Genomic DNA, 23,700 nt, shown 5'->3' with positions numbered 1-23,700 from the left:
TGATAGGCCGGATGTGGAAGCGGGGACTAACGACCCGTGGAGCTGACCGGTACTAATAAGCCGAAGACTTGACAACACAACTATTTCCCACACTTTCGGGTGTGGGGCTCGCGTCCACTTTGTGGTTCCCGACAGACGATCGGGAACAAGAAACTGAACACCGCGCATGCGCGGAACAGCTTTCGAACTTCCAAGCGATTGGGTCGAAGGTGTTCCGGTGGTCATAGCGAGAGGGAAACGCCCGGTCACATTCCGAACCCGGAAGCTAAGCCTCTCAGCGCCGATGGTACTGCAAGGGGGACCTTGTGGGAGAGTAGGACGCCGCCGGACTCAATTTAGTAAGAAGATGTGGCCATCGGCCCTCCATCGAGAACTCGTAGGGGAGACCCTCGTTCTCGGGAGGCCGGTGGCTACTTCTGTTTATGCCGCACCTCGCTCGACTCGTGCGCTCGTTCGTGATGGACTGGGTTCACGCGTACGGGCGGGACAGTGCGGCGCCGACACACACAACGACACAGCGGACGATGGCCTGGGCGAGCGCTCGGGCACGCAATGAGGAGCAACGGTGGCGAACGACGACGATCAGCGGCGGAACGACGGCGATCGTGGAGACCGACGAGGCCGCGATGGCGACCGGTCCCCTCGGCGCGACGGTGGGAACCGTTGGTCGTCCGGGCCGCGCGACTTCGAGCGCCGCGAGGGCGACCGGCGCGATGCTCCCCGGCGCGACGCTCCCCGGCGCGATGGGGATCGTCCTGCTCGGGATGCTGGTTCGTCCCGTGACGGGGCGCGCTCCTACCGGGACGGCGATCGTCCGTTCCGCGATGGTGGCCGGCGGCCCGCCTGGCGTGGTGACCGTGACGACTCGAGTCGTCCTCCTCGTGGTGACGGTCCGCGCAGCTCGGATCGTCCTGCTCGTGACGGGGATCGCCCGTTCCGTGGGGGTTCCGACCGTCCTCGTCGTGATGGTGACCGTCCGTTCCGTTCGGATCGTCCGGCTCGCGATGGGGATCGTCCGCGTCGTGATGGTGACCGTCCGTTCCGTGGTGCCGATGACCGTCCGCGTCGTGACGGTGACCGTCCGTTCCGGTCGGACCGTCCGGCTCGTGACGGTGACCGTCCGTTCCGGTCCGATCGCCCCGCTCGTGATGGCGACCGTCCGTTCCGTGGGGGGTCCGACCGTCCGCGTCGCGATGGTGACCGCCCGTTCCGTGGTGGCGATGACCGTCCGCGTCGTGATGGTGACCGTTCGTTCCGGTCGGACCGTCCCGCTCGTGATGGCGACCGCCCGTTCCGGTCGGACCGTCCGGCTCGTGATGGCGACCGACCCCGTCGTGACGGGGATCGTCCGTTCCGCTCGGACCGTCCCGCCCGTGACGGCGACCGACCCCGTCGTGACGGGGACCGTCCGTTCCGCGGGGGCCAGGACCGTGACCGCGGCGGCCGCGACGATCGTCAGCGCTTCGGCGACGGCAGCCGTCACGCCGGTGCGCGGTTCGGCGAGGCCTCTCGGGACGACTGGGAGGACCGCGACCCCTACGGCACCAAGTCGATCCGCCCCCGCCACGAGGACCCGGAGATCCCCGAGGACATCCAGGCACGCGATCTCGACAAGGTCGCCCGGGCGGAGCTCAAGACCCTCAGCAAGGACAACGCCGACTGGGTCGCCCGTCACCTCGTGGCCGCGGCACTCCTGGTCGACGAGGACCCCGAGACCGCGAACCAGCACGCACTGAGCGCGGCTCGTCGAGCCGGCCGGGTCGGCGTCGTCCGTGAGACGGCGGCCATCACCGCGTACCGCCTCGGTGACTTCGCGACGGCGCTGCGAGAGCTCCGGACCTACCGACGCATCTCCGGCCGGAACGACCAGCTGCCCATGATGGTCGACTGCGAGCGTGGGCTCGGCCGTCCCGAGCGGGCGCTCGAGCTCGGCCGGTCCGTCGACCGCGCGGCGCTGGACACGGCCGTGCAGGTCGAGCTCGCCATCGCCATGTCCGGTGCGCGCCTCGACCTCGGGAATCCCACAGCCGCACTCGGCGAGCTGGAGATTCCACAGCTCGACCCGTCCACTGCCTACAGCTGGTCCCCGGCGCTCTACAGTGCTTACGCGGCCACGCTCGAGGAGCTCGGCCGGCAGGACGAGGCCGACGAGTGGTGGGCCCGTGTCGATCGTGCGGCAGCGGCCCTGGCCGAGGTCGCCGACGAGAACGCTTGGGAGACAGTTGATGTGGTCGAGGAAACGCTCGAAGTCGAAGGACCCGCAGACGAGCTCGCCGGAGCCGTCGACGACGAGCCCGACGCCGAGCTCGCCGACGAGCCCCTCGGTGACGAGCCCGACGACGACGAGCCGGCCGGAGACGAGCCCGGCGAGATCGACGACGACAACCCCTCCGACGTCGACGGGTCCGCAGCCGACTGACGTGCCGAAGCCGCCGACGGACGGTGTGGACGTCGTCCTCACCGACCTCGACGGCGTCGTGTACCGCGGCCGCAACGCGATTCCGCACGCGGTCGAGGCGCTGACCCGCGCCTCCCTGACCGCCCGCGTCGGCTACATCACGAACAACGCATCGCGCCGACCAGTCGATGTCGCGGAGCACCTCGAGCGGTACGGGCTCGAGGTGTCCGAGGACGACGTGGTGACCTCGTCGCAGGCGGGCGTCCGGCTGCTCGAGACGCTCGTCCCGGCGGGCGCGACGGTGCTCGTCACGGGTGGTCTGGGGCTGACCAGCATCGTCGAGGCAGCAGGCTTCACCGTGACGTCCAGCGCCGAGGACTCGCCGGCCGCGGTCATCCAGGGGTTCTCCCCGGACCTCGGGTGGACGCACCTCGCCGAGGCGTCCTTCGCCCTGGCCGACCCGGACGTGCCGTGGGTCGCGACGAACATGGACTGGTCGATCCCGGTCGAGCGCGGCATCGCGCCCGGCAACGGCACGCTCGTGTCCGCCGTGCACCAGGCCGTCGGTCGGATGCCCGTGGTCGCCGGCAAGCCCGAGCGGCCGATCTTCGACGCAGCCCTCGCGCGCTTCGGTGGTGAGCACCCCTTGTTCATCGGTGACCGCCTCGACACGGACATCAAGGGCGCGAACGACGCCGGGATCCCCAGCGTCCTCGTCCTCACCGGGATCGACAAGGCCAAGCAGGTGCTCGCGGCCGACCAGCGTTCGCGTCCCACGTACATCCTCGACGACCTCCGTGGCCTGTCCGAGCCCTACCCGGTGACCATCCGGCGGGAAGACCCGGACGGTACCCGCTACGCCACGGTCGGTGCCGTCACGGTGGCGATGCGCGGCCACGTCGTGCGGGTGCTCGACGACGGCGACGCGATCGACCTGCTCCGCGCCGGGACCGCCCTCATCTGGGAGTCCGGGCTCGCGATCTACGGGCTCGACGTCGACCCGAAGCTGTACGGCGGCGAGTAGCGTGACCGAGGTGTCGAACGACGAGCGGGACCCCGAGCGTGACGCCCGCCCGGGCGATCCGGACCAGGTGCGGACGGACGACCATGCCGTGACGGACGGCTTCGGGCAGCGCACCGCCGCGGCCGAATCGCTGCCGCTGGCCGAGCGCGCCGATGCGTTCTCCGCGCTGCACGACGAACTGCGGACCCGTCTCGAGAGCGGCGGCAGCACGAGTGCCTGACGAGCACGGCAACGGCGACGAGACACTGCAGGACGAACGGCCCGTCCGGCTCGATGCCCTCCTCGCTTCCCGCGGGCTCGCGAAGTCCCGCACGGCAGCGTCGAAACTGATCCAGGACGGCCGCGTGACCGTCGCCGGCACCGCGATCGTCAAGCCGTCGGCGCCGGTGCGGCCATCGGCCCCGATCCACGTCGCGGGTGCGGACGAATGGGTGTCACGTGCTGCGCTGAAGCTCCTCGGCGCGCTCGACACGTTCGGCGTCGATCCGTCGGACCGTGTCGCGCTCGACGTCGGTGCGAGTACCGGAGGGTTCACCCAGGTGCTCCTGAGCCGCGGTGCACGACGCGTGGTGGCGCTCGACGTCGGGCACGGGCAGCTCGACCCCCTGGTGGCGCTCGACTCCCGTGTCGCCGTCGTCGAGGGCACGAACGCGCGCAACCTCACGGCCGAGGCCTACCTCGCGCTCGACCCCGCCGCGGCCGAGACGAGCCTCGTGGTGGGGGACCTGTCGTTCATCTCGCTCCGACTCGTCCTGCCGGCGCTGGTCGAGTCCGTCCCCGCCGACGACTTCGTCCTGCTCGTGAAGCCGCAGTTCGAGGTCGGCCGCGGTGGTGTCCGTGAGGGCATCGTCCGTGACCCGGCGCTCCGGAACGACGCGCTCATGAACGTCCTCTGGGCAGCGTGGGACCTCGGTCTGGGCACCTCGGGGCTCGCGGCGTCGCCGATCGTCGGCACGCACGGCAACCACGAGTACCTGGCGCGTTTCCAGCGGGATGTCGGCACCAATCCGACAGAATGGATCGTCCGGGCGACCGAACTGACGGAAGGGACGGCATGAGCGACGACCGGCACATCCTCCTGGTGTCCCACACGGGCCGCCGCGACTCGATCGACGCTGCGGTCGAGGTCTGCGACCTCCTGCACGCCGCCGGTCTCGTCCCGGTCATGCCGTTCGACGAGTACGCCGACATCCGCCGCGCCGAAGCCTCGGTCGGGCAGGTCGACATCCTCGGCGTCGACGTCCAGGCCGACCAGCTCGAGATCGTCATCGTGCTCGGTGGCGACGGCACGATCCTCCGCGCGGCCGAGCTCGTGCGCGGGACGGGCGCCCCGATCGTCGGCGTCAACCTCGGACACGTCGGGTTCCTCGCCGAGAGCGAGCGGGACGGGCTGCGGGCGACGGTCGAACGAGCCCTGTCCGGCGAGTACCACGTCGAGGAACGCGTCACCCTGCAGGTGGACGTCGTCGTCGGCAACGAGGTCGTCTACTCGTCCTGGGCGCTGAACGAGGCGACCATCGAGAAGGCCTCCCGGGAACGCATGCTCGAGGTCGTGACCGAGGTCGACGGCCGCCCGCTGTCGTCGTTCGGCTGCGACGGTGTGGTCGTGTCGACCCCGACCGGCTCCACGGCCTACTCGTTCTCCGGGGGCGGGCCGATCGTCTGGCCCGACGTCGACGCGCTCCTCATGGTGCCGCTGAGCGCCCACGCCCTCTTCGCGCGGCCGATCGTGGTCGGCCCGGACTGCACCCTCGCGATCGAGGTGCTGCGTCGCACGAGCGGTGTCGGCGTCCTGTGGTGCGACGGTCGACGCACGCACGACCTCCCTCCGGGTGCCCGCGTCGAGGTCCGGCGCTCGCCGGACCCGGTGCGTGTGGCCCGCCTCAAGGACGCCCCGTTCACCGATCGGCTCGTGGCCAAGTTCCAGCTCCCCGTCGCCGGGTGGCGCGGCCCGCAGCAGGACGACGAGGACACCCTGTGATCGAGGAGATCTCCATCTCCGACCTCGGGGTCATCGGCGAGACCACGCTCGAGCTCGGCCCCGGCTTCACCGTGGTGACCGGTGAGACCGGTGCGGGCAAGACGATGATCGTGACCGCGCTCGGGCTGCTCCTCGGCGCCCGTGCTGACGCGGGGTCCGTCCGCCGCGGCGCGTCGACCGCCGTGGTCGAGGGGCGCTGGCACGTGCCCGAGCACGACGCCGTCGCCGAACGTGTCGAGGACGCCGGTGGCACCGTCGAGGACGGCGAGCTCATCCTGACGCGCACGGTCTCCGCCGAAGGTCGCAGCCGCGCGACCGTCGGCGGTCGCAGTGCTCCCGTCGCGGTGCTCGGCGAGCTCGCGGACCAGCTGGTCACCGTGCACGGACAGTCGGACCAGATCCGGCTGACTTCGGCGACCGCGCAGCGTGCCGCACTCGACGGCTTCGGCGGTCCGGCGCTCGAGAAGGTCCTCGCGGCGTACGTGCGGGCCTACGACACCTGGCAGCAGCACACCGGCGAGCTCGAGACCCTCACCCGTGACCGTGACGACCGGGTGGCCGAGGCCGAACGCATCCGCGCGGCGTCCGACGAGATCGAAGCGGCGGATCCGCAGCCCGGCGAAGACGTCGAGCTGGCCGACCGTGCCGAGCGCTTGGGGAACCTCGAAGAACTCCGGTTGTCCGCGGGCCTCGCGCACGAAGCCCTCTCGAGCGAGTCGCTCGACGGCGTGCAGGACGTCGTGGGCCTCGTCGAGTCCGCTCGGCGGGCGATCGAGCGGGTCGCGGCGTCCGACGCCGAACTGCAGCCCGTGCTCGAGCAGCTCACGGAGCTCGGCATCCAGGCGTCCGAGGCCTCCGCGAGCCTGTCGAGCTACCTCGGCTCGCTCGAGCCCGACGCCGGCCACGACCTCGAACTCATCAACGAGCGGCGGGCCCTGCTCGCCGGCCTCACGCGCAAGTACGGTGAGACCGTCGACGACGTGATCGCCTACGGGCAGCGCGCGAGTGATCGGCTGCTCGAACTGGACGGCGACGACGACCGCATCGTGGCGCTGCAGCAGGCGGTCGAGCAGGACGAGCAGACGCTCGCCGGTGCCGCCGCGGCCCTGACGACGGCACGGACCAAGGCGGCGAAGGACCTCGCCAAGCGCGTCACCGCCGAGCTGAAGTCCCTCGCGATGGCCGGGGCGACCCTCGTGGTCGAGGTCTCGGACGCGGGCGACTACCGGCGCCACGGCCGCGACCAGGTGTCGACCCTGCTGCAGCCGCACTCCGGTACCGACCCCCGGCCGATCGGCAAGGGTGCGTCGGGTGGCGAGCTCTCCCGCGTCATGCTGGCGATCGAGGTGGTCATGGCGGGCAGCACGACGGTGCCGACGTTCGTCTTCGACGAGGTCGACGCCGGTGTCGGCGGCGCGGCGGCGATCGAGATCGGTCGTCGTCTGGCGAAGCTCGCGGAACGCACGCAGGTCATCGTCGTGACGCACCTGGCGCAGGTCGCGGCGTTCGCGAACAACCACCTCAACGTCGTGAAGGACGCCAGCGGGGCGGTCACCTCGTCGAGCGTCCGTCGCCTCGAGGGCGAGGACCGTCTGCAGGAGATGGCGCGGCTCCTCTCCGGGCTCGGGGACAGCGCCAGCGGCATGGAGCACGCGCGCGAGCTGCTCGACGTCGCCGGCCAGCAGGCCTGATCGCGTCGCCGCACGCCGATCCAGGAGGCGCGGCTCGCGCCCGCCTCGCACCGGGTGGCGGACCCGGCCGCACGGCGCGACCACGGCCCGGAGACCCGGCCACACGCCCGACGCAACGCCCACGGCGAACCGAGGTCGCGCCTCCTGGCAGTTCTGACGTACGATGGAATCCCGTGGCGGACACTCTCAGCGGCGGAACCAATTCTTCGAACGCGACCCCGAAGGTGACGAAGCAGATCTTCGTGACCGGCGGGGTCGTCTCGTCCCTCGGCAAGGGCCTGACGGCGGCCAGCCTCGGCAACCTCCTCACGGCTCGCGGCCTCAAGGTCGTCATGCAGAAGCTCGACCCGTACCTCAACGTGGACCCGGGCACCATGAACCCGTTCCAGCACGGCGAGGTCTTCGTGACCGACGACGGCGCGGAGACGGACCTCGACATCGGGCACTACGAGCGCTTCCTCGACATCAACCTGTCGCAGTCCGCGAACGTCACGACCGGCCAGGTCTACTCGACGGTGATCGCGAAGGAGCGTCGGGGCGAGTACCTCGGCGACACCGTGCAGGTCATCCCGCACATCACCGACGAGATCAAGCGTCGGATGCGCGAGCAGGCGCAGAACGACCCGCAGCCCGACGTCATCATCACCGAGGTCGGCGGCACGGTCGGCGACATCGAGTCCCAGCCCTTCATCGAGTCGGCGCGGCAGGTCCGCCACGAGCTCGGCCGCAACAACGTGTTCTTCGTGCACGTGTCGCTCGTCCCGTTCATGAACGCCTCGGGTGAGCAGAAGACGAAGCCGACGCAGCACTCGGTGGCCGCACTCCGCTCGATCGGCATCCAGCCGGACGCGCTGGTCCTGCGGAGCGACCGTCCGGTGTCGGATTCGAACAAGAAGAAGATCGCGCTGATGTGCGACGTCGACGAGGACGCCGTGGTGAACGCGGTGGACGTGCCGTCGATCTACGACCTCCCGACGCTGCTGAACAACCAGGGCCTCGACCAGGTCATCGTCGACGCGCTCGGGCTCGCGGCGGGGCCGGTCGACTGGACCTCGTGGACCCCGGTCCTGCGTGCCGTGCACGAGCCGAAGAAGGACGTCACGATCGCCCTGGTCGGCAAGTACATCGACCTGCCGGACGCGTACCTGTCGGTCACCGAGGCGCTCCGTGCGGGTGGCTTCGCGCACGACGCGAAGGTCACGCTGAAGTGGGTCGTGTCCGACGACTGCACCACGCCCGAGGGTGCGGCGAAGCAGCTCGGCGACGTCGACGGCATCTGCATCCCCGGCGGGTTCGGCGTGCGCGGCATCGAGGGCAAGCTCGGCGCACTGCGGTTCGCGCGTGAGCAGGGCATCCCGACGCTCGGCCTGTGCCTCGGCCTGCAGTGCATGGTCATCGAGTACGCCCGCCACGAGGTCGGCCTGACCGACGCGTCGAGCACCGAGTTCGACCCGGAGACCTCGACGCCGGTCATCGCGACCATGGCGGAGCAGGTGGACATCATCGCGGGCGGTGACCTCGGCGGGACCATGCGCCTCGGCCTCTACCCGGCGACGTTCACCGAGGGGTCGCTCGCGGCATCGCTGTACGGGGCCCCCGAGGCGTCCGAGCGGCACCGTCACCGCTACGAGGTGAACAACAAGTACCGCGAGCAGATCGCGGACGCCGGACTGGTGTTCTCGGGCACGTCGCCCGACGGCACGCTGGTGGAGTACGTCGAGCTGCCGCGCGAGGTGCACCCGTTCTACATCGCCACGCAGGCGCACCCCGAGCTGCGCTCGCGTCCGACGGACGCGCACCCGCTGTTCGCGGGGCTCGTCGGTGCCGCGATCGAGCGGCACGAGGCGTCGAGTCTCTTCGACCCGCAGGAAGAGGAGCAGGTCGCGTAACGCGAGTGGTCTCTGACTGGAGGCGCGGTGCCAGCTGGCACCGTCCTCCCTCGCAGGCTCGGTCGGCGCGCCCCGCGCAACGCTTCGCGTTGCCGCCGAGCGGGGCGCGCCAGTGCCAGGATGGTCGCGTGACTGACGCACCCATCGCTGACGAACCCGCCTCGTTCGAGGTCACCGAGTCCACCGTCGTGTACGAGGGCGCCGTCTGGGACGTGCGCCGCGACAGCATCGCGTACCACGACGAGACGATGGTGCGGGAGTACATCGACCACACCGGTGCCGTCGCGGTCTACGCCGAGGACGACGAGGGCCGCGTGCTCGTCATCCAGCAGTACCGGCACCCGGTGCGGATGCGCGACTGGGAGCTGCCGGCGGGGCTGCTCGACATGGCGGGCGAGGACCACCTGACCGCGGCACAGCGCGAGCTGGCGGAGGAGGCCGACCTCGAGGCCGACGACTGGGAGCCCCTCGTCACCTACAACACCTCGTCCGGCGGCAGCGACGAGTTCCTGCAGATCTACCGCGCCCGTGGGGTGCGCGCGACCGCCACGGCGTTCGACCGCGAAGCCGAAGAGGCCGACATCGTGAAGCGGTGGGTGCCCCGGGCCGAGCTGGTGGAGGCGATCCTCGACGGTCGGCTGCACAACTCCGGGCTCGTCGTGGCCGTGCTCGCGGTGGACGCGCTCGAGCGGGGTGCCGCATGAGCCTCGCGGCGCTGCTCGACCAGGGGCAGTGGACGCACGAGCCCGCTGCGGCCACGCTCGACGGCGAGGTCCTGCGGGTGACGGCCGTCGAGGGCAGTGACGCCTGGCGCACGACCTCGTACGGCTTCGTGCACGACTCCGAGCACGCGCTGCTCCGCCCGGTCGACGGGGCGTTCTCGGTCGAGGTGTCGTTCGTGCTCGACTACACGGAGCAGTTCGACCAGGCGGGGGTGTTCCTGCGGGTCGACGAGCGGAACTGGATCAAGGCCGGCGTCGAGTTCGCCGACGGGACGCCCCAGGTCGGGGCCGTCGTCACGCGCGATGCGTCGGACTGGTCGGTGGCCCCCGTGCCGGAGTGGACGGGTCGGGTCGTCACGGTCCGGGCCAGCCGCGACGGCGATGCCGTGACGATCCGGGCGTGGGCGGACGACGAGCCGCCGCGGCTCGTGCGGGTGGCGTACCTCGACCCCGACGTCCACGTGTCGGCGGGGCTGCTCTGCGCGGCACCGTCCCGCGCGGGACTGACCGTCGCCTTCACCGGGTTCCGCGTGGGGGAGCCGGACGGGTCGCTGCACTGACGCTCCCCGAGCGGCGCTAGCCTCGTGGGGTGATCCCGTTCGAGCGTGCCACGGAGACGTACCTGCGGCACATCGCGATCGAGCGGGGACTCTCGCAGCACACGCTGTCGGCCTACCGGCGGGACCTGCTGACGTTCGCGTCGTGGCTCGCGACGGCTCCGGTCGTGGAGTCGGACGGCGCCGACCGTGCCGGGGGACCGGCGGTGCTCGACGACGTCGGGAGGATCGCGCGCGCGGACCTCGCGGGGTTCGTCGAGCACCTCGCGACCCGACCGTCCGGCCCGCTCGCGCCGAGGTCGGTGGCACGCATGCTCAGCTCGGTGCGGTCGTTCACCGCGTTCGCCGCCGGCGAGGGGTGGCTCCAGCTCGACCCCGGCGCATCCGTGCGGCCGCCGAAGGCCCCGATGCGGCTGCCGAAGGCGATCTCCGTGCACGACATGGAGCGGTTGCTCGGGGCCGCGTCCGCCGGGTCGCCCGACGGTGCCGCCGACGACCTCGTGGGGCTCCGGGACCGGGCGTTGCTCGAACTCCTCTACGCCACGGGAGCGCGCATCTCGGAGGCCGTCGGGCTCTCGGTCGACGACGTGACGACGCTGTCGGACGGCTCCGGTGACCTCGACGACGGGCTGTCCGTCGTCAAGGTCACCGGCAAGGGCAACAAGCAGCGGGTGGTGCCGCTCGGCAGTTTCGCGCGGGCGGCGATCGACGCGTACCTCGTGCGGGCGCGGCCGGTGTTCGCGGCACGGGGAGCGTCGACGCCGGCGCTGTTCCTCGGCGCCCGGGGTGCACGGCTCTCACGGCAGAGTGCGTGGCTCGTGATCCAGGCGGCAGCGGAGCGTGCGGAGCTCTCCGAGCACGTGTCGCCGCACACGTTCCGGCACTCGTTCGCGACGCACCTGCTCGAGGGGGGAGCGGACGTGCGGGTCGTGCAGGAGCTGCTCGGGCACGCGAGCGTGGCGACGACGCAGATCTACACGATGGTGACGGCGGACATGCTGCGGGACGTGTACCAGACGGCGCACCCGCGGGCGCGGCGTACTTCGTGAGCAGGAACGGTCGGGTCGCCTGACGGCACCCGACCATTCCTGCTCACGAAGTCAGAACAGGTGGAACTGCGCGGACGCCGCCACGGCAGCCGTCGCCACCGCGAGGACCAGGGCGCTCGCCGAAGCACTGCGCGCCAGCACCCGCCAGCCCCCGGTCGCCCCCGGCCACACGACGCCGAGCAGCCCCGCCACGATCGCCGCCGCACTGCTCGCTCCCCAGGGGTTCACCACCACGGAGGCCGCCGCGAGCAGCACCGCCAGGGTCGAGAATGCACTGAACCGGTGGACGCCGGAGCCCCCGGACGCCCAGGAACGCGTCCGGATCGCCGCCGGCTGCACCGAGAACGACGGTCCGACGGGTGCGACGACCACCGGGACGATCGGCTCGGTCCGGCTCGGCAGCACCCGTGTCGCCGCTCCCCAGGCGCGCCCGTCCCACCAGCGCAGGCGGCTCGCGTCCTGCGGATCGGGGAACCAGCCGGCGGCCGGCAGCGTCACGGGGTGCTCCTCGGGGTGCGTGGGAAGGTGCACGTCGACGCTACGGGAGTGCGGGAAGCGGCCACAGTCCCAGCCCGGGTGTCGGCAGGAAGGGGGACCACCCGCGTGCAGTAGCGTCGAGCGGGTGACCTCGACGCTCGACGACTTCTGGCGTGACCGGCGCGACGAGCGACCGGAGTTGCCGACGGCCCTGCCGGAGGCGTGGACGTTCGGCGCGACGCCGGCGCAGGCGGACGATCTGCTCGACCTCGTGCTGCGCGGGGTGAAGGACGGGACGGCGTCGTCGTTCTGGGACTACGAGGCGTCCGGGGACCGCGTGCCGGAGGTCGGGGACATCGGCATCGTCACGGACTCCACCGGGGCACCGCGGGCGGTCGTCGAGACGACGAGCGTCCGGATCGTCCCCTTCGACGAGGTCGATGCGGACCACGCGCGGGCCGAGGGGGAGGGCGACCGGACGCTCGCGCACTGGCGCCGGGTGCACGAGGCGTACTGGCGCGCCCACTCGGAGGACCCGCGCGGGTTCGATCCGCGGATGCCGGTCGTGTGCGAACGCTTCCGGCTCGTCTGGCCCGCACCGGCGACGACCGCGCCCGCACCGGCGACGTCCCCGCCCGCACCGGCGACGTCGCCGCCCGCACCGGCGACGGCCCCGCCGGCCCCTCCGACCCCGGACCCGACCGCCGTCGCCTGACCGCCCGTCAGGCCGGGACGGGCGCCGCGTCCACCTCGCGCATGACGTTCTTCACCGAGGCGAGCAGCCGGGCGTTGAACTCGACGCCGAGCTGGTTCGGCACCGTGACGAGCACGGTGTCGGCAGCCCGCACGGCCTGGTCCGCCGCGAGTTCGGCCACCAGGTCCTCCGGGGATCCGATGTACGACCGGCCGAACCGTGCGAGCCCGCCGTCGAGGTGCCCGACCTGGTCCTGGCCCTCGACCTGTGCCCGGACACCGAAGTAGTGCTGCGACTCGTCGTCGATGATCGGGATGATGCTGCGGGACACCGAGACCCGAGGGGTCCGCTCCCAGCCGGACTCGGCCCAGACCCGACGGAAGCGTTCGATCTGCTCGGCCTGGAGCTCGTCGAACGGCACACCGGTGTCCTCGGTCAGCAGGGTCGACGACATGAGGTTCATGCCCTGCTCGGCCGTCCACTCCGCGGTCGCCCGGGTGCCGGCGCCCCACCAGATGCGGTCGCCGAGCGAGTCGGAGAGCGGCGAGATCGGCAGGGACCCGACCGAGCCGGTCATCTGCGGGTTCGCGTTCGCCATCGGTTCACCGGCGATCGCCCGCCGGAACACCGACGTGTGCGCACGCGCCATGTCCCCGCCGTTCTCGTCGGAGGCGTCCGGCACGTAGCCGAACTGCTGGTAACCGGCGAGGGCGGTCTCGGGTGAGCCCCGGGAGACGCCGAGCTGCAGCCGACCGCCGGAGATGAGGTCGGTCGCAGCCGCCTCCTCCGCCATGTACAGCGGGTTCTCGTAGCGCATGTCGATGACGCCGGTGCCGATCTCGATGCGGCTGGTCTTCGCTGCGATCGCGGAGAGCAACGGGAAGGGCGCCGCCTGCTGGGGTGCGAAGTGGTGGACGCGGAAGTACGCGCCGTCGACGCCCGCCTCCTCGGCGGCGACCGCGAGGTCGATCGCCTGGACCAGGGCCTCACGACCGCTGCGCACCTTCGACCCCGGCACGTCGCGCCAGTGTCCGAACGACAGGAACCCGATCTTCGTCATGTCGATACGAACGCATCCGACAGCACGACCATTCCGGGCCGACTACGGTGTCCGGCATGGACGACCCTCGCCAGGCACTGGTCGCGGAGCGGGCGCGCAACGAGCGCCTCCTCGCGGACGTCGAGCGGAGCATGCGGGACGTCAGCGACGCCCGGCAGGACGCCAACTCCGACGACGAGCACGACCCCGAGGGCGCGACCCTCGCCTGGGAGCGCGGCTCGCTCGGCGCCGTGCGGGACGACGCCCGCGAGCGGATCCGGTTGGTGGACGCCGCGCTCGCGCGGCTCGACGCCGGAACCTACGGCCGCTGTGCGGTCGGTGGGGAACCGATCCCGGAAGCGCGCCTCGCCGCCGTCCCGTGGGCCGCGACGTGCGTGGCGCACGCGTGACGCGCCTCCTGGCCCGCACCGTCTGACGGGAGGCGCGGGTCGGCCCCGCCACGCGCCTCCCGTCACGGACGCACCGTACGTCCACCGCGCGCGCCGCGGTTTCCCAGCCGCGCGCCCTACATTGCGGCACATGGAAGGCGACCCGAACGACCGGACCGACGCGGTCGAACGTGCCGAGACGCCGCACCGGCGGTTCCAGTGGTTCCACGACGTCCGCGCCTGGATCCACGCGCGTCCCCACCTGCACCTCTTCTACAAGGTGCTCGTCGGGATCGTCGGCGGGCTCGTCGTCGTGATCGGGTTGATCCTCGTGCCGCTGCCCGGGCCGGGGTGGTTGGTGGTCTTCATCGGGCTGACGATCCTCGCGAGCGAGTTCCACTTCTTCCACCGGATCATCACGTGGCTCCGTGCCCAGCTGCACCGCTTCTGGGACTGGGCGAAGGCGCACGGGCCGCAGTGGCTCCGGAACGCCGCCGACCGCGGCAAGGCGGACGTCGACGCGGCGCACACCGGTGCTGCCCGGACGGTCGGGGTGCGCGGGCGCGGCGCGAAGCGGGCGCGCCCCGGGCACTGAGGCGAGCGCCCGTCGCGCCTACTCGGCGGGGGACACCCGGACCGAGCCGGTGCAGGTGCGCTCGAGCACCTCGGCGGCCTGCTCCTCGACGGCGGCGGCGTCCCGCGACACGAGCTGCAGCACGAGGGCGACGACCGCGGCGAGGACGATGAACGCCCCGTACCCGGCGATGACCGGCACGAGCCCGACGGTCGGCTCGAGCAGCCCTCCGACGACGGCCGGCACGCCGAACGCCAGGTAGCTGACGACGTAGATCGTGGAGAGCAGCCCCGCACGGTGCGTCGGTGCCGCGGTGGCGAGCAGCATCCGCAGCGGTGCCTGGAACCCGGCGCCGAAGCCCACGCCCGCGATCGCACTGCCCACGACGAGGCCGGGCAGGGAGTGCGCCATCACGAACGCCACCGTGACGATCGGTCCGAGCACGAGGGCGACCAAGCCGATCAGGACCGCACGACGGGCGTCCATCCGCTGCGTCGCGAGGCCGGTCAGCGCGCCGACCCCGGTGACGACGGCGATCAGGGCCCCGGCGGCGAAGTGGTTCGTGATGCCGAAGACCGCGCCGAGCGCCGAGGGGACGAGCGACAGGAACATCCCGCCGAGGGCCCAGCTCGCGATGAGCGATCCGGCGACGCTGCGGAACAGCCGCCGCGAGGACCGGGGCACGCTGATCCGGGGGACCAGGGAGCGGAGGGCACCCGGTCGCGGGGTGACCCGCTCGGGGACGACGACGAGTGCGATCACCATGAGGACGAGCAGCGCGCCGAAGAGCAGGTACACGAGCTGCTCGGGCGCGGGACCCCACTGCACGAGGGCGCCGCTCGACATGGCACCGGTCGCGAGGGCGATCGGCGGGATGACGCCGTTCAGCACCCCGGCGAGGGTGGGGAAGCGCTCGAGCGAGTTGTCGATGAGTGCCGCTCCGAGGGCGCCGATGAGCAGTCCGACGGAGACGCCCTGCACGATGCGGTCCACGATCAGGGCGCCGACACCGTCCGCGACCGCGAAGAGCCCGAGGGACAGCGCGACGCCGAGGCCGCCGACGACGAGCACGGGCTTGCGGCCGACGTGGTCGGACAGGCGCCCGGCGACGAGCAGGCTGGCCAGCAGCCCCGCGACGTAGATGGCGAACACGCCGGTGAGCATGAGCGGGGTGAGGTGCCACTCCGCGGCGTACACGGGGTAGATCGGCGAGGGGACCGCCGACGAGGCGACGGACACGAGGAGCATCGCCGCGAGGATCCAGAACCCGGCGACCGAGCGAGCTGACTGCGCCATGTGCGCCACCTTCCGTTGCGAGCGGGACAGTACGAAGAGAGTCGTACAGTATCGAGTCGTGCTGTACGACGCAAGTCGTACTACGAGCGGAACGGTGGTAGCGTCCCGTCCATGCCCGCGACCGTGGATGCTCCCGAACACCTGCCGCAGCCGACCGTGGCCGAGATGGACCTGCCGGTCGTGATGGACGCCCTGAGCGACCCGATCCGGCTCGCGATCCTGCACCGCTACCTCGTCGACGCCGCCGGTGGCATCCGCAGCTGCGGCTGGGTCGGCATCGACCGGCCGAAGTCCACGCTGACCCACCACTTCCGCGTCCTGCGCGAGGCCGGGCTCCTCGAGCAGCACCAGGAGGGGCTCACCCGGTCGAGCCGCGTCCGCATCGAGGACGTCGAGCAGCGGTTCCCCGGGCTCCTCGACCTCGTGTTCGCGTGGGAGGTCCCCGCGGCCCTCATGCGCACGGACCTCGCCGAGGGCGCCGCGTGAACGCCGCCGACTCCGCCGACTCCGCCGCGTCCGCCCGGACCCCGCACACGCTCCCGACGATCAGCGCCGACGCCGCCGTCACCGACGCGCTGCGCCAGGACCTGACCGACGCCGGGTTCACGGTCGAGCGGGTCGACGCCCTGTGGGGCGCCGAGGCCGCCGCGTCGCTCCACCGCGGTTCCCGCGTCGCAGCGCTCCGGGCGCTCGCCGCCCGCGACACGACGCCGCTCGGCACCCTCGCGACGCTCTTCGTGCTCGGGCTCCCGGTCCGCCGCGGCGATGCGGACGCCGCGTTCCCGTCCGCCGGCGTGCAGTCCGTCGAAGCGAGCGGTCTGGTCCGCGTCGGCGCCGACTCCGTCGTTCCCGCCGTGGACCTCCGCCCCTACGCCTTCGTCGACGACCTCGGCGCCGGCAGCTGGTGGATCGTCTCGGACCTCGGCGAACTCGCACTCGGCACGGCCCTCGGCGAGGAGCACGTCCTCGGCATCGGCGGTGCCACCACGACGCTCTCCGGCCTGCAGGTCCCCGTACCCGTGGGCCGCGTGCTCGACCTCGGCACGGGCTGCGGCATCCAGGCGATGCACGCCCGACGCTTCGCCGACGAGGTCGTCGCCACCGACATCTCCAACCGGGCACTCGACATCGCCCGGTTCAACGCGCAGCTCAACGGCATCGACGGCATCGAGTTCCGCTTCGGCTCCCTGTTCGAGCCGGTCGCGGGCGAGCGCTTCGACCGCATCGTCTCGAACCCGCCGTTCGTCATCACACCACGCAGCGAGGGCGTCCCCGCCTACGAGTACCGCGACGGCGGCATGGTCGGCGACGCCCTCGTCGAGACCGTCCTCACCGGACTCGGTGAGCACCTCGAACCCGGCGGGACCGCGCAGCTGCTCGGCAACTGGGAGTACCACTGGGGCACGGACGGCCTCGACCGCGTGCGGTCGTGGTTCGAGCGGGCCGACACCGACGGGCTCGGGCTCGACGCCTGGGTCATCGAGCGGGAACGGCAGGACCCGACCGCCTACGCCGAGACGTGGATCCGGGACGGCGGGACGAAGCCCAGGACGCCCGAGTTCGACCGGCTGGTCGGCGCCTGGCTCGACGACTTCGCGGAGCGTCGGGTGACCGGCGTCGGCTTCGGGTACGTCGTGGTCCGGAAGCCCCGGCCGGGGCCCACGCGGGCCGGTTCCGACGCGTCGCGGAGCCTGCGGAGCGACGTGGCGGCCGAGCCCGTGGGGAGAGGCGCGGCGCACCTCCGCCGCTTCGAGCGCGTCCCCGAGACGCTCGGCTCCAACCCCGCGGGTCTCGGCGCGACGGTGGCGCGGGTCCTCGACGCGGCCGCGTGGCTCGCCGCGCACGACGACGTCGCGCTCGCCGCCGCCCACCTCGCGGTCGCCGGCGACGTCACCGAGGAGCGCTTCTACTGGCCGGGCAACGACGACCCGACCGTGATGACGCTCGTGCAGGGCGGCGGACTCGGACGCCGCGTGGACGCCGACACCGCGCTCGCCGCGTTCGTCGGGGCCTGCGACGGGGAGCTGTCGGTGGCGGCGATCGTCGGCGCCCTCGCGCAGATCACCGGGGTGGACGAGCAGGTGCTCGCCGCCGACCTGCTGCCGGCGGCGCGCGACCTGGTGCTCGACGGCCTGCTCGTCCCGGCCGCCTGACGATCAGGCGCGGTGGTCGCGCCAGCTGTGCTCGGGGGCGTAGCCGAGCAGCTCGCGGGCCTTCTCCGACGAGAGCAGCGAGCTGACGCCGTCGATGTCCGCGCGGCGCTCGATGTCCGGCACGTAGCGCTCGACGAGCTCGATCGTCGGGGTGTCCATGACGGTGTCCGGGCTCGCGATCACGAACGCCTCGAACCCGGTGAGCTCGGCCTCGAGGGCCTTGCGCACGGCCTGGGCGCCGTCGCGGGAGTCGATGTACGACCAGAGGTTGAACGTCTTCGCCTCGGGGGTGGCGTCCCAGGGGAACGCGGGGTAGTCGGTCTCGTCCATCACGTTCGAGAACCGCAGACCGATCATCTTCAGCTCCGGGTCCCAACGGGTGAAGTGGCGGGCCATCTCCTCTTCCACGGCCTTGCCGAGCGAGTACGACGACTGCGGGCGCACCGCGAACTCCTCGTCGACGGGCAGGTACGGCGGGTGGTGCTCACCCATCGGGATGCCGAGCAGGGTCTCGCTCGACGCCCACACCAGGTTCTTGATCTTCGCGGCACGAGCGGCGTGGAAGACGTTGATCGACGACGTCACGTTGTTCGTGATGAGCGCGACGTCGGGGACCTGCCCCGGAGCGGGGACCGCCGCGAGGTGCACCACGGCGTCGACGTGGTCGTACCGGTCGTCGACGCCGAGCAGGACGTTCAGCACCTGGCCGTGGTCGGTGAGGTCGGTGCGGACGAACTGCACCCGTTCGGGCTTGTCGGGGAAGGGCACGCGGTCGACCAGGACCACGTCGTACCCGTGCGCATCGAGGTCGCGGACCACCGCTCGCCCGAGCTTCCCACTGCCGCCGGTCACCACTACACGCGTCATCGCGTCACTCCACATCGTCGTCGGGTCGCCCTCGCGGGCTGGCTCCATCCTGCCCGGCGCGACCTGACCCGACCAGGCCCTGTCCGTACCCCGTTGCCCGGGGTCAGGCGGTGGGGGCGACCTGGGCGATCGCGAGCCGTGCGACGAGCTCGACGTGCTGCGCCATGTCCCGCGACGGGTCGAACAGCCACTGGATCTGCATGCCGTCCGAGACCGCGAGCAGCACGCTCGTCAGTTCCTCGACGTCGACGTCCACGCGGAGTCGTCCGTCCTCCTGCATGGCGCGGAAGTCGGAGGACAGGTCGCGGCGGCTGCGCTCGTAGCGCTCGCGGAAGTACTCGTGCGCCGGGTGCTCCGGGTCGGTCGCGGCTGCGGCGGAGAGGTTGACGAACATCTGCACGAGGCCGGGGACCTCGGCGTTGTGCCGCACGATCGCGGCGAGCAGCGCTGCCGGGTCCGAGGCGTGCCAGTCGTGCTGCAGGTCGATCTCGTCGCGGCGCCGCAGGATCTCGACCCAGAGCTCGTCCTTCGAGTCGAAGTAGTGCAGCAACCCGGCCTGCGTCAGCCCGACGGCATCGGCGATGTCCTTGATGCTCGTGCGGCGGAAGCCCTGCGACGCGACGAGGTCGAGCGCCGTCGTGAGGATCTCCTCGCGCTTCGCGATGCCCTTCGCGTACGAACCCCGTCGTGCCATGGCAGGACTGTACCGCTCTCGGCGACCGCCCAGAAAACCTAGCCCCGGTTGGTTTTGGTGTTACGGTGGCACGAGCCGCCGACGAAGGCGTGCGAGTCGCCGACGCAGGCGGCGTCCCCGAGAAGAGGTTGCAGTGGCCAACGATGCCCTGACCGTCAACGACACCCCGACCGCCGTCGCCCCCACGCGCGGCCGGGGGAATCCGCTCATGTACACGCTCGGCATGCCGATCGCGATGCTCGGCCTGTACATCGCGCTGCTGCCGCCGGTGCTCGTCGCCATGGCGCTGAAGGTCGCCGAGATCGCGCCGGACAACCAGGCGGGCGTGCTCGGCCTGGCACTCGGTGTGGGCGCGTTCGCCGCGATGGTCGCCAACCCCCTTGCCGGTCGCTTCAGCGATCGGACTGCCGGGAGGCTCGGCATGCGTCGTCCGTGGATCATCGGTGGCACCGTGGTCGGCTTCGCGGGCCTCGTGGTCGTCGCGACGACCACCTCGACCGTCGTGCTGGTCCTCGCGTGGGGCGTCACGCAGATCGCCTACAACGCCACGATCGCGGCGCTGACCGCCGTCATGCCGGACCACGTCACGCGCTCCCAGCGCGGCCGGGTCGCGGCGCTGCTCGGGCTCTCCCAGAACCTCGCGCTCGTCGGCGGCACGTTCCTCGTGCAGCTCTTCTCGACCTCGGCGACGCAGATGATCATCCCCGGCGCGATTGGGTCGATCGTCGTCGTGCTCTACGCGCTCGTGTTCCGCGACCGCGTGCTCACCAACCGGTCGACGTCGAAGCTCAGCGTCGGGCAGGTCTTCGGGTCGTTCGTGTTCAACCCGGTGAAGCACCCCGACCTCGGCTGGGCCTGGCTGACCCGCTTCCTCATGGTCGCCGCGCAGTACACCGCGGTGAGCTACCTGACCTACTTCCTGCGCGACGACATCGGCGTCGAGTCCGAGCACGTCGCGAACGCGGTGTTCCAGGGCACGCTGTGGAACGTCGTGGGGATCGTCCTCACGTCGCTCGTCGCCGGGTGGCTGTCCGACAAGCTCGGTCGCCGCAAGCTCTTCGTCGCCGTGGCCGGTGTCGTCGGCGTGGTGGGCCTCGTGCTCATCGCGCTCGCGCCGTCGCTCGGCATGGTGCTCGTCGGGGAGTTCGTGATGGGCGCCGGCATGGGGGTCTTCTACGCCGTCGACCTCGCCCTCATCACCGACGTGCTCCCCTCCGACGAGGACAACGCGAAGGACCTCGGCGTGGTGAACATCGCGCAGGCCCTGCCGCAGTCGATCGTCCCCGCCTCCGCCCCCGGCGTGATCGCCCTCACCGGCGGGTACAGCGGCTTCTTCATCACCGGCGCCGTCGTCGGACTGCTCGGCATCGCCTCGGTGTCCCGCATCCGCGGCGTGCGCTGACCACCTGTTCTGGCTCTGAACGAAAGGACCGACCACCGTGACTACCGTGGACGACGTGACCACTGCCTCCAGTACGGCCGAGCGCATCGAGGCGCTCGTCGGCCAGCTGACCACCGACGAGAAGGTGCAGCTCCTGACGGGGCGCGACTTCTGGACCACCTGGCCGATCGAGAAGATCGGGCTGCGCCGCATCCTCATGTCGGACGGCCCGTCGGGCGTCCGCGGTGAGGTCTGGGACGAGCGCGACCCGTCGCTGAACCTGCCGTCCGCGACGGCGCTGAGCGCCTCGTGGGACCGCGCGATCGCGAAGCGCTACGGCGCCGCAGCGGCCGTCGAGGCCCGCCGCAAGGGCGTCGACGTCGTCCTCGGCCCGACCATCAACCTGCACCGCTCGCCCCTCGGCGGCCGGCACTTCGAGGCGTTCAGCGAGGACCCCGTGCTCACCGGTGACCTGGCGGCGTCGTACGTCGAGGGCGTGCAGGAGAACGGCGTCGCCGCGACCCCGAAGCACTACATCGCGAACGACTACGAGACCGACCGCTTCACCGCGTCCACCGAGGTCTCCGACCGTGCCTTGCGGGAGCTCTACCTGCTCGCGTTCGAGAAGGCCGTGACCGAGGCGCACGCCTGGGCGATCATGTCGTCGTACAACTCGATCAACGGCGTCACCGCGTCCGAGAACGAGCTGCTCGAGACGCCGCTGAACTCCGAGTGGGGCTTCGACGGCATCGTCGTCTCCGACTGGACCGGTGTCCGCTCGGTCGACTCGGCGAAGGCGTCCCAGGACGTCGCGATGCCCGGGCCGAACCAGTGGTGGAGCGAGGGGCCGCTGCTCGCCGCCGTGCAGTCCGGCGACGTGCCGATCGAGGCGATCGACCGCAAGGTCCGCCGCATCCTCACCCTCGCCGCCCGCGTCGGCGCACTCGAGGGCTTCGAGCCCGTGGCCGCCCAGCCCGTGCACGTCGAGGACGGCGTCGCGTTCGTCCGCGAGGCCGAGGCCGAGGGCACCGTCCTCGTCCGCAACACCGGCGTGCTGCCGCTCGACGCGCCCGCCGTCTCGCGCATCGCCGTCATCGGCCACAACGCCGACCAGGCCCGCACGCAGGGCGGTGGCTCGGCCACGGTCGTGCCGTCGCAGGTCGTCTCGCCGCTCGACGGGATCCGTTCGGCGTTCCCGGGTGCCACGGTGGACTACGCGATCGGTGCCGTCGTGCAGGAGGGCATCGCGGAGTTCCCGCTGTCCACCATCACCAACCCCGGCACCGGCGAGCCCGGCGCCCGCGTCGCGTTCGTGCGCGACGGGACCGAGCTGTACGTCGAGGACCGCCGTGCCACCGCGCTGTTCTGGTTCGGCGGCGACGCCCCCACGCGCGAGGCCGACCGGCTCGACATCACCACGACCTACACCGCGCCGTCCACCGGCACGGTCCGGATCGGCATCGGTGCAGCGGGCCGCTCGCGCATGTGGATCGACGGCGAGCTCGTGCTCGACGAGGACGTCCCCTTCGAGGGCGACCAGCTCGGCGCCGCGTTCCTCAACCCGCCGGCACGCTCGGTGCCCGTGTCGGTGACGGCCGGCCAGGACCTCGCGATCCGCATCGAGTACGACGTCATCCAGGACGAGACCCTCGGCGGCGTGCTCGCGTACCAGTTCGGCACCGAGCCGAGCGACGAGGACCCGTCGGTGTTGATCGACGCGGCCGTGGCCGCCGCGACCGGGGCGGACATCGCCGTCGTCGTGGTCGGGACCAACTCGAAGGTCGAGTCCGAGGGCTACGACCGCTCCTCGCTCGCGCTCCCGGGTCACCAGGACGACCTGGTCCGCGCGGTCGCCGCGGCGAACCCGAACACCGTGGTCGTCGTGAACGCCGGCTCGCCGGTCGAGATGCCGTGGCGGAACGACGTCGCCGCGGTCCTGCTCACGTGGTTCGGCGGGCAGGAGTACGGCAACGCGCTCGCCGACGTCCTCACCGGTGCTCGCGAGCCGGGCGGCCGTCTGCCCACCACCTGGCCGGTCGCGATGGCGGACGTCCCCGTGCTGGACGTCACCCCGGTCGACGGCAAGGTGTCCTACGACGAGGGCGTGCACATCGGCTACCGGGCCTGGCTCCGCGCGGGCACCGAGCCGGCCTACCCGTTCGGCCACGGACTCGGCTACACGACCTGGACGATCGACGGCGTCACCGCGACGCCGACCGTCCGCGAGGGCGACGCGGTCATCGTCACCGCGACCGTGGCGAACACGGGCGACCGGGCCGGCAAGCACGTCGTGCAGGTCTACGCGTCGCGGGAGTCCTCGGCGGTCGACCGTCCGGTCCGCTGGCTCGTCGGCTTCGCGCCCGTGCGGCTCGACGCGGGGGAGTCCACCGAGGTCTCGATCGAGGTCCCGGCCCGGGCGTTCGCGCACTGGGACGGTGCATGGGCCCACGAGTCCGGCACCTTCACGCTGCACGTCGGCGCATCGGTGTCGGACGAATCCGGCACCGTGACGGTCCAATCCGCGTGAAGTCGTCCGGTTTCCGCGCTGACGCCGTGATCATTCAGTAACATCGATCTGCGCCAGGCGGCTGGTTACCGTCGGCGCGCGCACCGAGAACTGGGTCGCCATGCGTGCGACACGGTCTCCTGATCCGGCCGATGGAGCCCTGGTGGCCCTGGTGCGTCCAGAATGCGTCCCCGCGTCCGCGCGGGGGCGCATTCGCTTGTCAGGGGCAGGTGCCAACCGGTTGACTTCCGTCAGTCTGGGAGAAACCAGTGAACGAACGTCACTTTTTCGGTCCACGAACCGCAATCCGGTGTGACAA

General features: G+C 71.7%; 23 protein-coding genes and 1 rRNA gene. 18 read left to right on the top strand and 6 right to left on the bottom strand.

Going from position 1 to position 23,700, the window contains the following annotated elements:
- Positions 1-213 precede the first annotated feature (213 nt).
- Positions 214-330, top strand: a 5S ribosomal RNA gene (gene rrf / locus ACIPEP_RS17460).
- Positions 331-469: 139 nt separating this feature from the next.
- Here the strand turns inward: rrf and ACIPEP_RS17455 are convergent.
- Entirely contained in the window at positions 470-1,483 is a 1,014-nt protein-coding gene (locus ACIPEP_RS17455) for a hypothetical protein (RefSeq protein ID WP_402717952.1), read from the bottom strand.
- 195 nt (positions 1,484-1,678) lie between these two features.
- On the opposite strand from ACIPEP_RS17455, the gene ACIPEP_RS17450 reads away from it, so the two are divergent.
- The 10 genes from ACIPEP_RS17450 to ACIPEP_RS17405 all read left to right on the top strand — a co-directional run bounded on the left by ACIPEP_RS17450 (position 1,679) and on the right by ACIPEP_RS17405 (position 11,311).
- Complete coding sequence (locus ACIPEP_RS17450; protein WP_070417891.1) at positions 1,679-2,419, top strand: hypothetical protein; 741 nt, start codon at positions 1,679-1,681, stop codon at positions 2,417-2,419.
- A gap of 1 nt (position 2,420) precedes the next feature.
- Positions 2,421-3,422 carry an HAD-IIA family hydrolase gene (locus tag ACIPEP_RS17445; RefSeq protein ID WP_402717951.1) on the top strand — a complete coding sequence of 334 codons (1,002 nt, stop codon included), beginning with the start codon at positions 2,421-2,423 and terminating at the stop codon, positions 3,420-3,422.
- Positions 3,423-3,432: 10 nt separating this feature from the next.
- Entirely contained in the window at positions 3,433-3,642 is a 210-nt protein-coding gene (locus ACIPEP_RS17440; RefSeq protein WP_402717950.1) for a hypothetical protein, read from the top strand.
- On the top strand, positions 3,635-4,480 hold the full coding sequence (locus ACIPEP_RS17435; RefSeq protein ID WP_229085522.1) for a TlyA family RNA methyltransferase: 846 nt from the start codon (positions 3,635-3,637) through the stop codon (positions 4,478-4,480). The genes ACIPEP_RS17440 and ACIPEP_RS17435 overlap by 8 nt, the downstream gene beginning before the upstream one ends.
- Positions 4,477-5,403 carry an NAD kinase gene (locus tag ACIPEP_RS17430; RefSeq protein ID WP_070417894.1) on the top strand — a complete coding sequence of 309 codons (927 nt, stop codon included), beginning with the start codon at positions 4,477-4,479 and terminating at the stop codon, positions 5,401-5,403. The genes ACIPEP_RS17435 and ACIPEP_RS17430 overlap by 4 nt, the downstream gene beginning before the upstream one ends.
- Positions 5,400-7,094, top strand: a complete 1,695-nt coding sequence (gene recN / locus ACIPEP_RS17425) for a DNA repair protein RecN (protein ID WP_402717949.1) — start codon at positions 5,400-5,402, stop codon at positions 7,092-7,094. The genes ACIPEP_RS17430 and recN overlap by 4 nt, the downstream gene beginning before the upstream one ends.
- A gap of 173 nt (positions 7,095-7,267) precedes the next feature.
- Positions 7,268-8,983 (top strand): CTP synthase, encoded by a 1,716-nt coding sequence (locus tag ACIPEP_RS17420; RefSeq protein ID WP_070417896.1) that lies wholly within the window; start codon positions 7,268-7,270, stop codon positions 8,981-8,983.
- A gap of 128 nt (positions 8,984-9,111) precedes the next feature.
- On the top strand, positions 9,112-9,687 hold the full coding sequence (locus ACIPEP_RS17415; protein ID WP_070417897.1) for an NUDIX hydrolase: 576 nt from the start codon (positions 9,112-9,114) through the stop codon (positions 9,685-9,687).
- Positions 9,684-10,265 (top strand): DUF1349 domain-containing protein, encoded by a 582-nt coding sequence (locus ACIPEP_RS17410; RefSeq protein WP_402717948.1) that lies wholly within the window; start codon positions 9,684-9,686, stop codon positions 10,263-10,265. Before ACIPEP_RS17415 ends, ACIPEP_RS17410 begins: the two co-directional genes overlap by 4 nt.
- A 32-nt stretch (positions 10,266-10,297) precedes the next feature.
- Entirely contained in the window at positions 10,298-11,311 is a 1,014-nt protein-coding gene (locus ACIPEP_RS17405; RefSeq protein WP_071295741.1) for a site-specific tyrosine recombinase XerD, read from the top strand.
- Between the two features lie 51 nt (positions 11,312-11,362).
- Here the strand turns inward: ACIPEP_RS17405 and ACIPEP_RS17400 are convergent, their stop codons facing one another.
- Complete coding sequence (locus tag ACIPEP_RS17400; protein ID WP_402717947.1) at positions 11,363-11,842, bottom strand: DUF2510 domain-containing protein; 480 nt, start codon at positions 11,840-11,842, stop codon at positions 11,363-11,365.
- A gap of 91 nt (positions 11,843-11,933) precedes the next feature.
- On the opposite strand from ACIPEP_RS17400, the gene ACIPEP_RS17395 reads away from it, so the two are divergent.
- Positions 11,934-12,503: an ASCH domain-containing protein gene (locus tag ACIPEP_RS17395; protein WP_402717946.1), complete on the top strand. Its 570-nt coding sequence runs from the start codon at positions 11,934-11,936 to the stop codon at positions 12,501-12,503.
- A gap of 7 nt (positions 12,504-12,510) precedes the next feature.
- Here ACIPEP_RS17395 and ACIPEP_RS17390 read toward each other — a convergent pair whose 3' ends face one another.
- Positions 12,511-13,542 carry an LLM class flavin-dependent oxidoreductase gene (locus ACIPEP_RS17390; protein WP_402717945.1) on the bottom strand — a complete coding sequence of 344 codons (1,032 nt, stop codon included), beginning with the start codon at positions 13,540-13,542 and terminating at the stop codon, positions 12,511-12,513.
- A 56-nt stretch (positions 13,543-13,598) separates the two neighbouring features.
- Here ACIPEP_RS17390 and ACIPEP_RS17385 point away from each other — a divergent pair, with 56 nt between their 5' ends.
- A complete protein-coding gene (locus ACIPEP_RS17385; protein ID WP_071295664.1) occupies positions 13,599-13,931 on the top strand; it encodes a TraR/DksA C4-type zinc finger protein in 333 nt (110 codons plus the stop codon).
- A 130-nt stretch (positions 13,932-14,061) separates the two neighbouring features.
- Positions 14,062-14,505 (top strand): TIGR02611 family protein, encoded by a 444-nt coding sequence (locus tag ACIPEP_RS17380; protein ID WP_070417903.1) that lies wholly within the window; start codon positions 14,062-14,064, stop codon positions 14,503-14,505.
- Positions 14,506-14,523: 18 nt separating this feature from the next.
- Here the strand turns inward: ACIPEP_RS17380 and ACIPEP_RS17375 are convergent, their stop codons facing one another.
- Positions 14,524-15,780: an MFS transporter gene (locus ACIPEP_RS17375; protein ID WP_309776937.1), complete on the bottom strand. Its 1,257-nt coding sequence runs from the start codon at positions 15,778-15,780 to the stop codon at positions 14,524-14,526.
- 111 nt (positions 15,781-15,891) lie between these two features.
- On the opposite strand from ACIPEP_RS17375, the gene ACIPEP_RS17370 reads away from it, so the two are divergent.
- The gene (locus tag ACIPEP_RS17370) at positions 15,892-16,266 is read left to right on the top strand and encodes a helix-turn-helix transcriptional regulator (RefSeq protein WP_070417905.1); all 375 of its coding nucleotides are present in this window, start codon (positions 15,892-15,894) and stop codon (positions 16,264-16,266) included.
- Complete coding sequence (locus ACIPEP_RS17365; RefSeq protein WP_402717944.1) at positions 16,263-17,933, top strand: methyltransferase; 1,671 nt, start codon at positions 16,263-16,265, stop codon at positions 17,931-17,933. The genes ACIPEP_RS17370 and ACIPEP_RS17365 overlap by 4 nt, the downstream gene beginning before the upstream one ends.
- A gap of 3 nt (positions 17,934-17,936) precedes the next feature.
- On the opposite strand, the gene ACIPEP_RS17360 is transcribed toward ACIPEP_RS17365, so the two are convergent.
- Both ACIPEP_RS17360 and ACIPEP_RS17355 read right to left on the bottom strand, forming a co-directional pair.
- Complete coding sequence (locus ACIPEP_RS17360; protein WP_070419385.1) at positions 17,937-18,800, bottom strand: NAD(P)-dependent oxidoreductase; 864 nt, start codon at positions 18,798-18,800, stop codon at positions 17,937-17,939.
- 103 nt (positions 18,801-18,903) lie between these two features.
- Positions 18,904-19,494, bottom strand: a complete 591-nt coding sequence (locus ACIPEP_RS17355) for a TetR/AcrR family transcriptional regulator (RefSeq protein ID WP_336698636.1) — start codon at positions 19,492-19,494, stop codon at positions 18,904-18,906.
- A 133-nt stretch (positions 19,495-19,627) separates the two neighbouring features.
- On the opposite strand from ACIPEP_RS17355, the gene ACIPEP_RS17350 reads away from it, so the two are divergent.
- Together ACIPEP_RS17350 and ACIPEP_RS17345 are read left to right on the top strand one after the other, a co-directional pair.
- Complete coding sequence (locus ACIPEP_RS17350; RefSeq protein ID WP_402717943.1) at positions 19,628-20,896, top strand: MFS transporter; 1,269 nt, start codon at positions 19,628-19,630, stop codon at positions 20,894-20,896.
- A 46-nt stretch (positions 20,897-20,942) separates the two neighbouring features.
- The gene (locus tag ACIPEP_RS17345; RefSeq protein WP_402717942.1) at positions 20,943-23,402 is read left to right on the top strand and encodes a glycoside hydrolase family 3 protein; all 2,460 of its coding nucleotides are present in this window, start codon (positions 20,943-20,945) and stop codon (positions 23,400-23,402) included.
- Positions 23,403-23,700: the final 298 nt, after the last annotated feature.

The organism is Curtobacterium sp. NPDC087082 (assembly GCF_044745045.1).
Lineage (GTDB): Bacteria > Actinomycetota > Actinomycetes > Actinomycetales > Microbacteriaceae > Curtobacterium.
The sequence above is the reverse complement of the archived record's forward strand: the minus strand, read 5'-3'. Positions and strand labels throughout refer to the sequence as shown.

What these genes read in the sequence shown, in the direction of transcription:
- ACIPEP_RS17430 (WP_070417894.1), top strand. Translation starts at nt 4,477, where the DNA reads ATGAGCGACGACCGGCACATCCTCCTGGTGTCCCACACGGGCCGCCGC.
- ACIPEP_RS17370 (WP_070417905.1), top strand. Translation starts at nt 15,892, where the DNA reads ATGCCCGCGACCGTGGATGCTCCCGAACACCTGCCGCAGCCGACCGTG.
- ACIPEP_RS17390 (WP_402717945.1), bottom strand. Translation starts at nt 13,542, where the DNA reads ATGACGAAGATCGGGTTCCTGTCGTTCGGACACTGGCGCGACGTGCCG.
- ACIPEP_RS17385 (WP_071295664.1), top strand. Translation starts at nt 13,599, where the DNA reads ATGGACGACCCTCGCCAGGCACTGGTCGCGGAGCGGGCGCGCAACGAG.
- ACIPEP_RS17380 (WP_070417903.1), top strand. Translation starts at nt 14,062, where the DNA reads ATGGAAGGCGACCCGAACGACCGGACCGACGCGGTCGAACGTGCCGAG.
- ACIPEP_RS17360 (WP_070419385.1), bottom strand. Translation starts at nt 18,800, where the DNA reads ATGACGCGTGTAGTGGTGACCGGCGGCAGTGGGAAGCTCGGGCGAGCG.
- ACIPEP_RS17375 (WP_309776937.1), bottom strand. Translation starts at nt 15,780, where the DNA reads ATGGCGCAGTCAGCTCGCTCGGTCGCCGGGTTCTGGATCCTCGCGGCG.
- ACIPEP_RS17355 (WP_336698636.1), bottom strand. Translation starts at nt 19,494, where the DNA reads ATGGCACGACGGGGTTCGTACGCGAAGGGCATCGCGAAGCGCGAGGAG.
- ACIPEP_RS17410 (WP_402717948.1), top strand. Translation starts at nt 9,684, where the DNA reads ATGAGCCTCGCGGCGCTGCTCGACCAGGGGCAGTGGACGCACGAGCCC.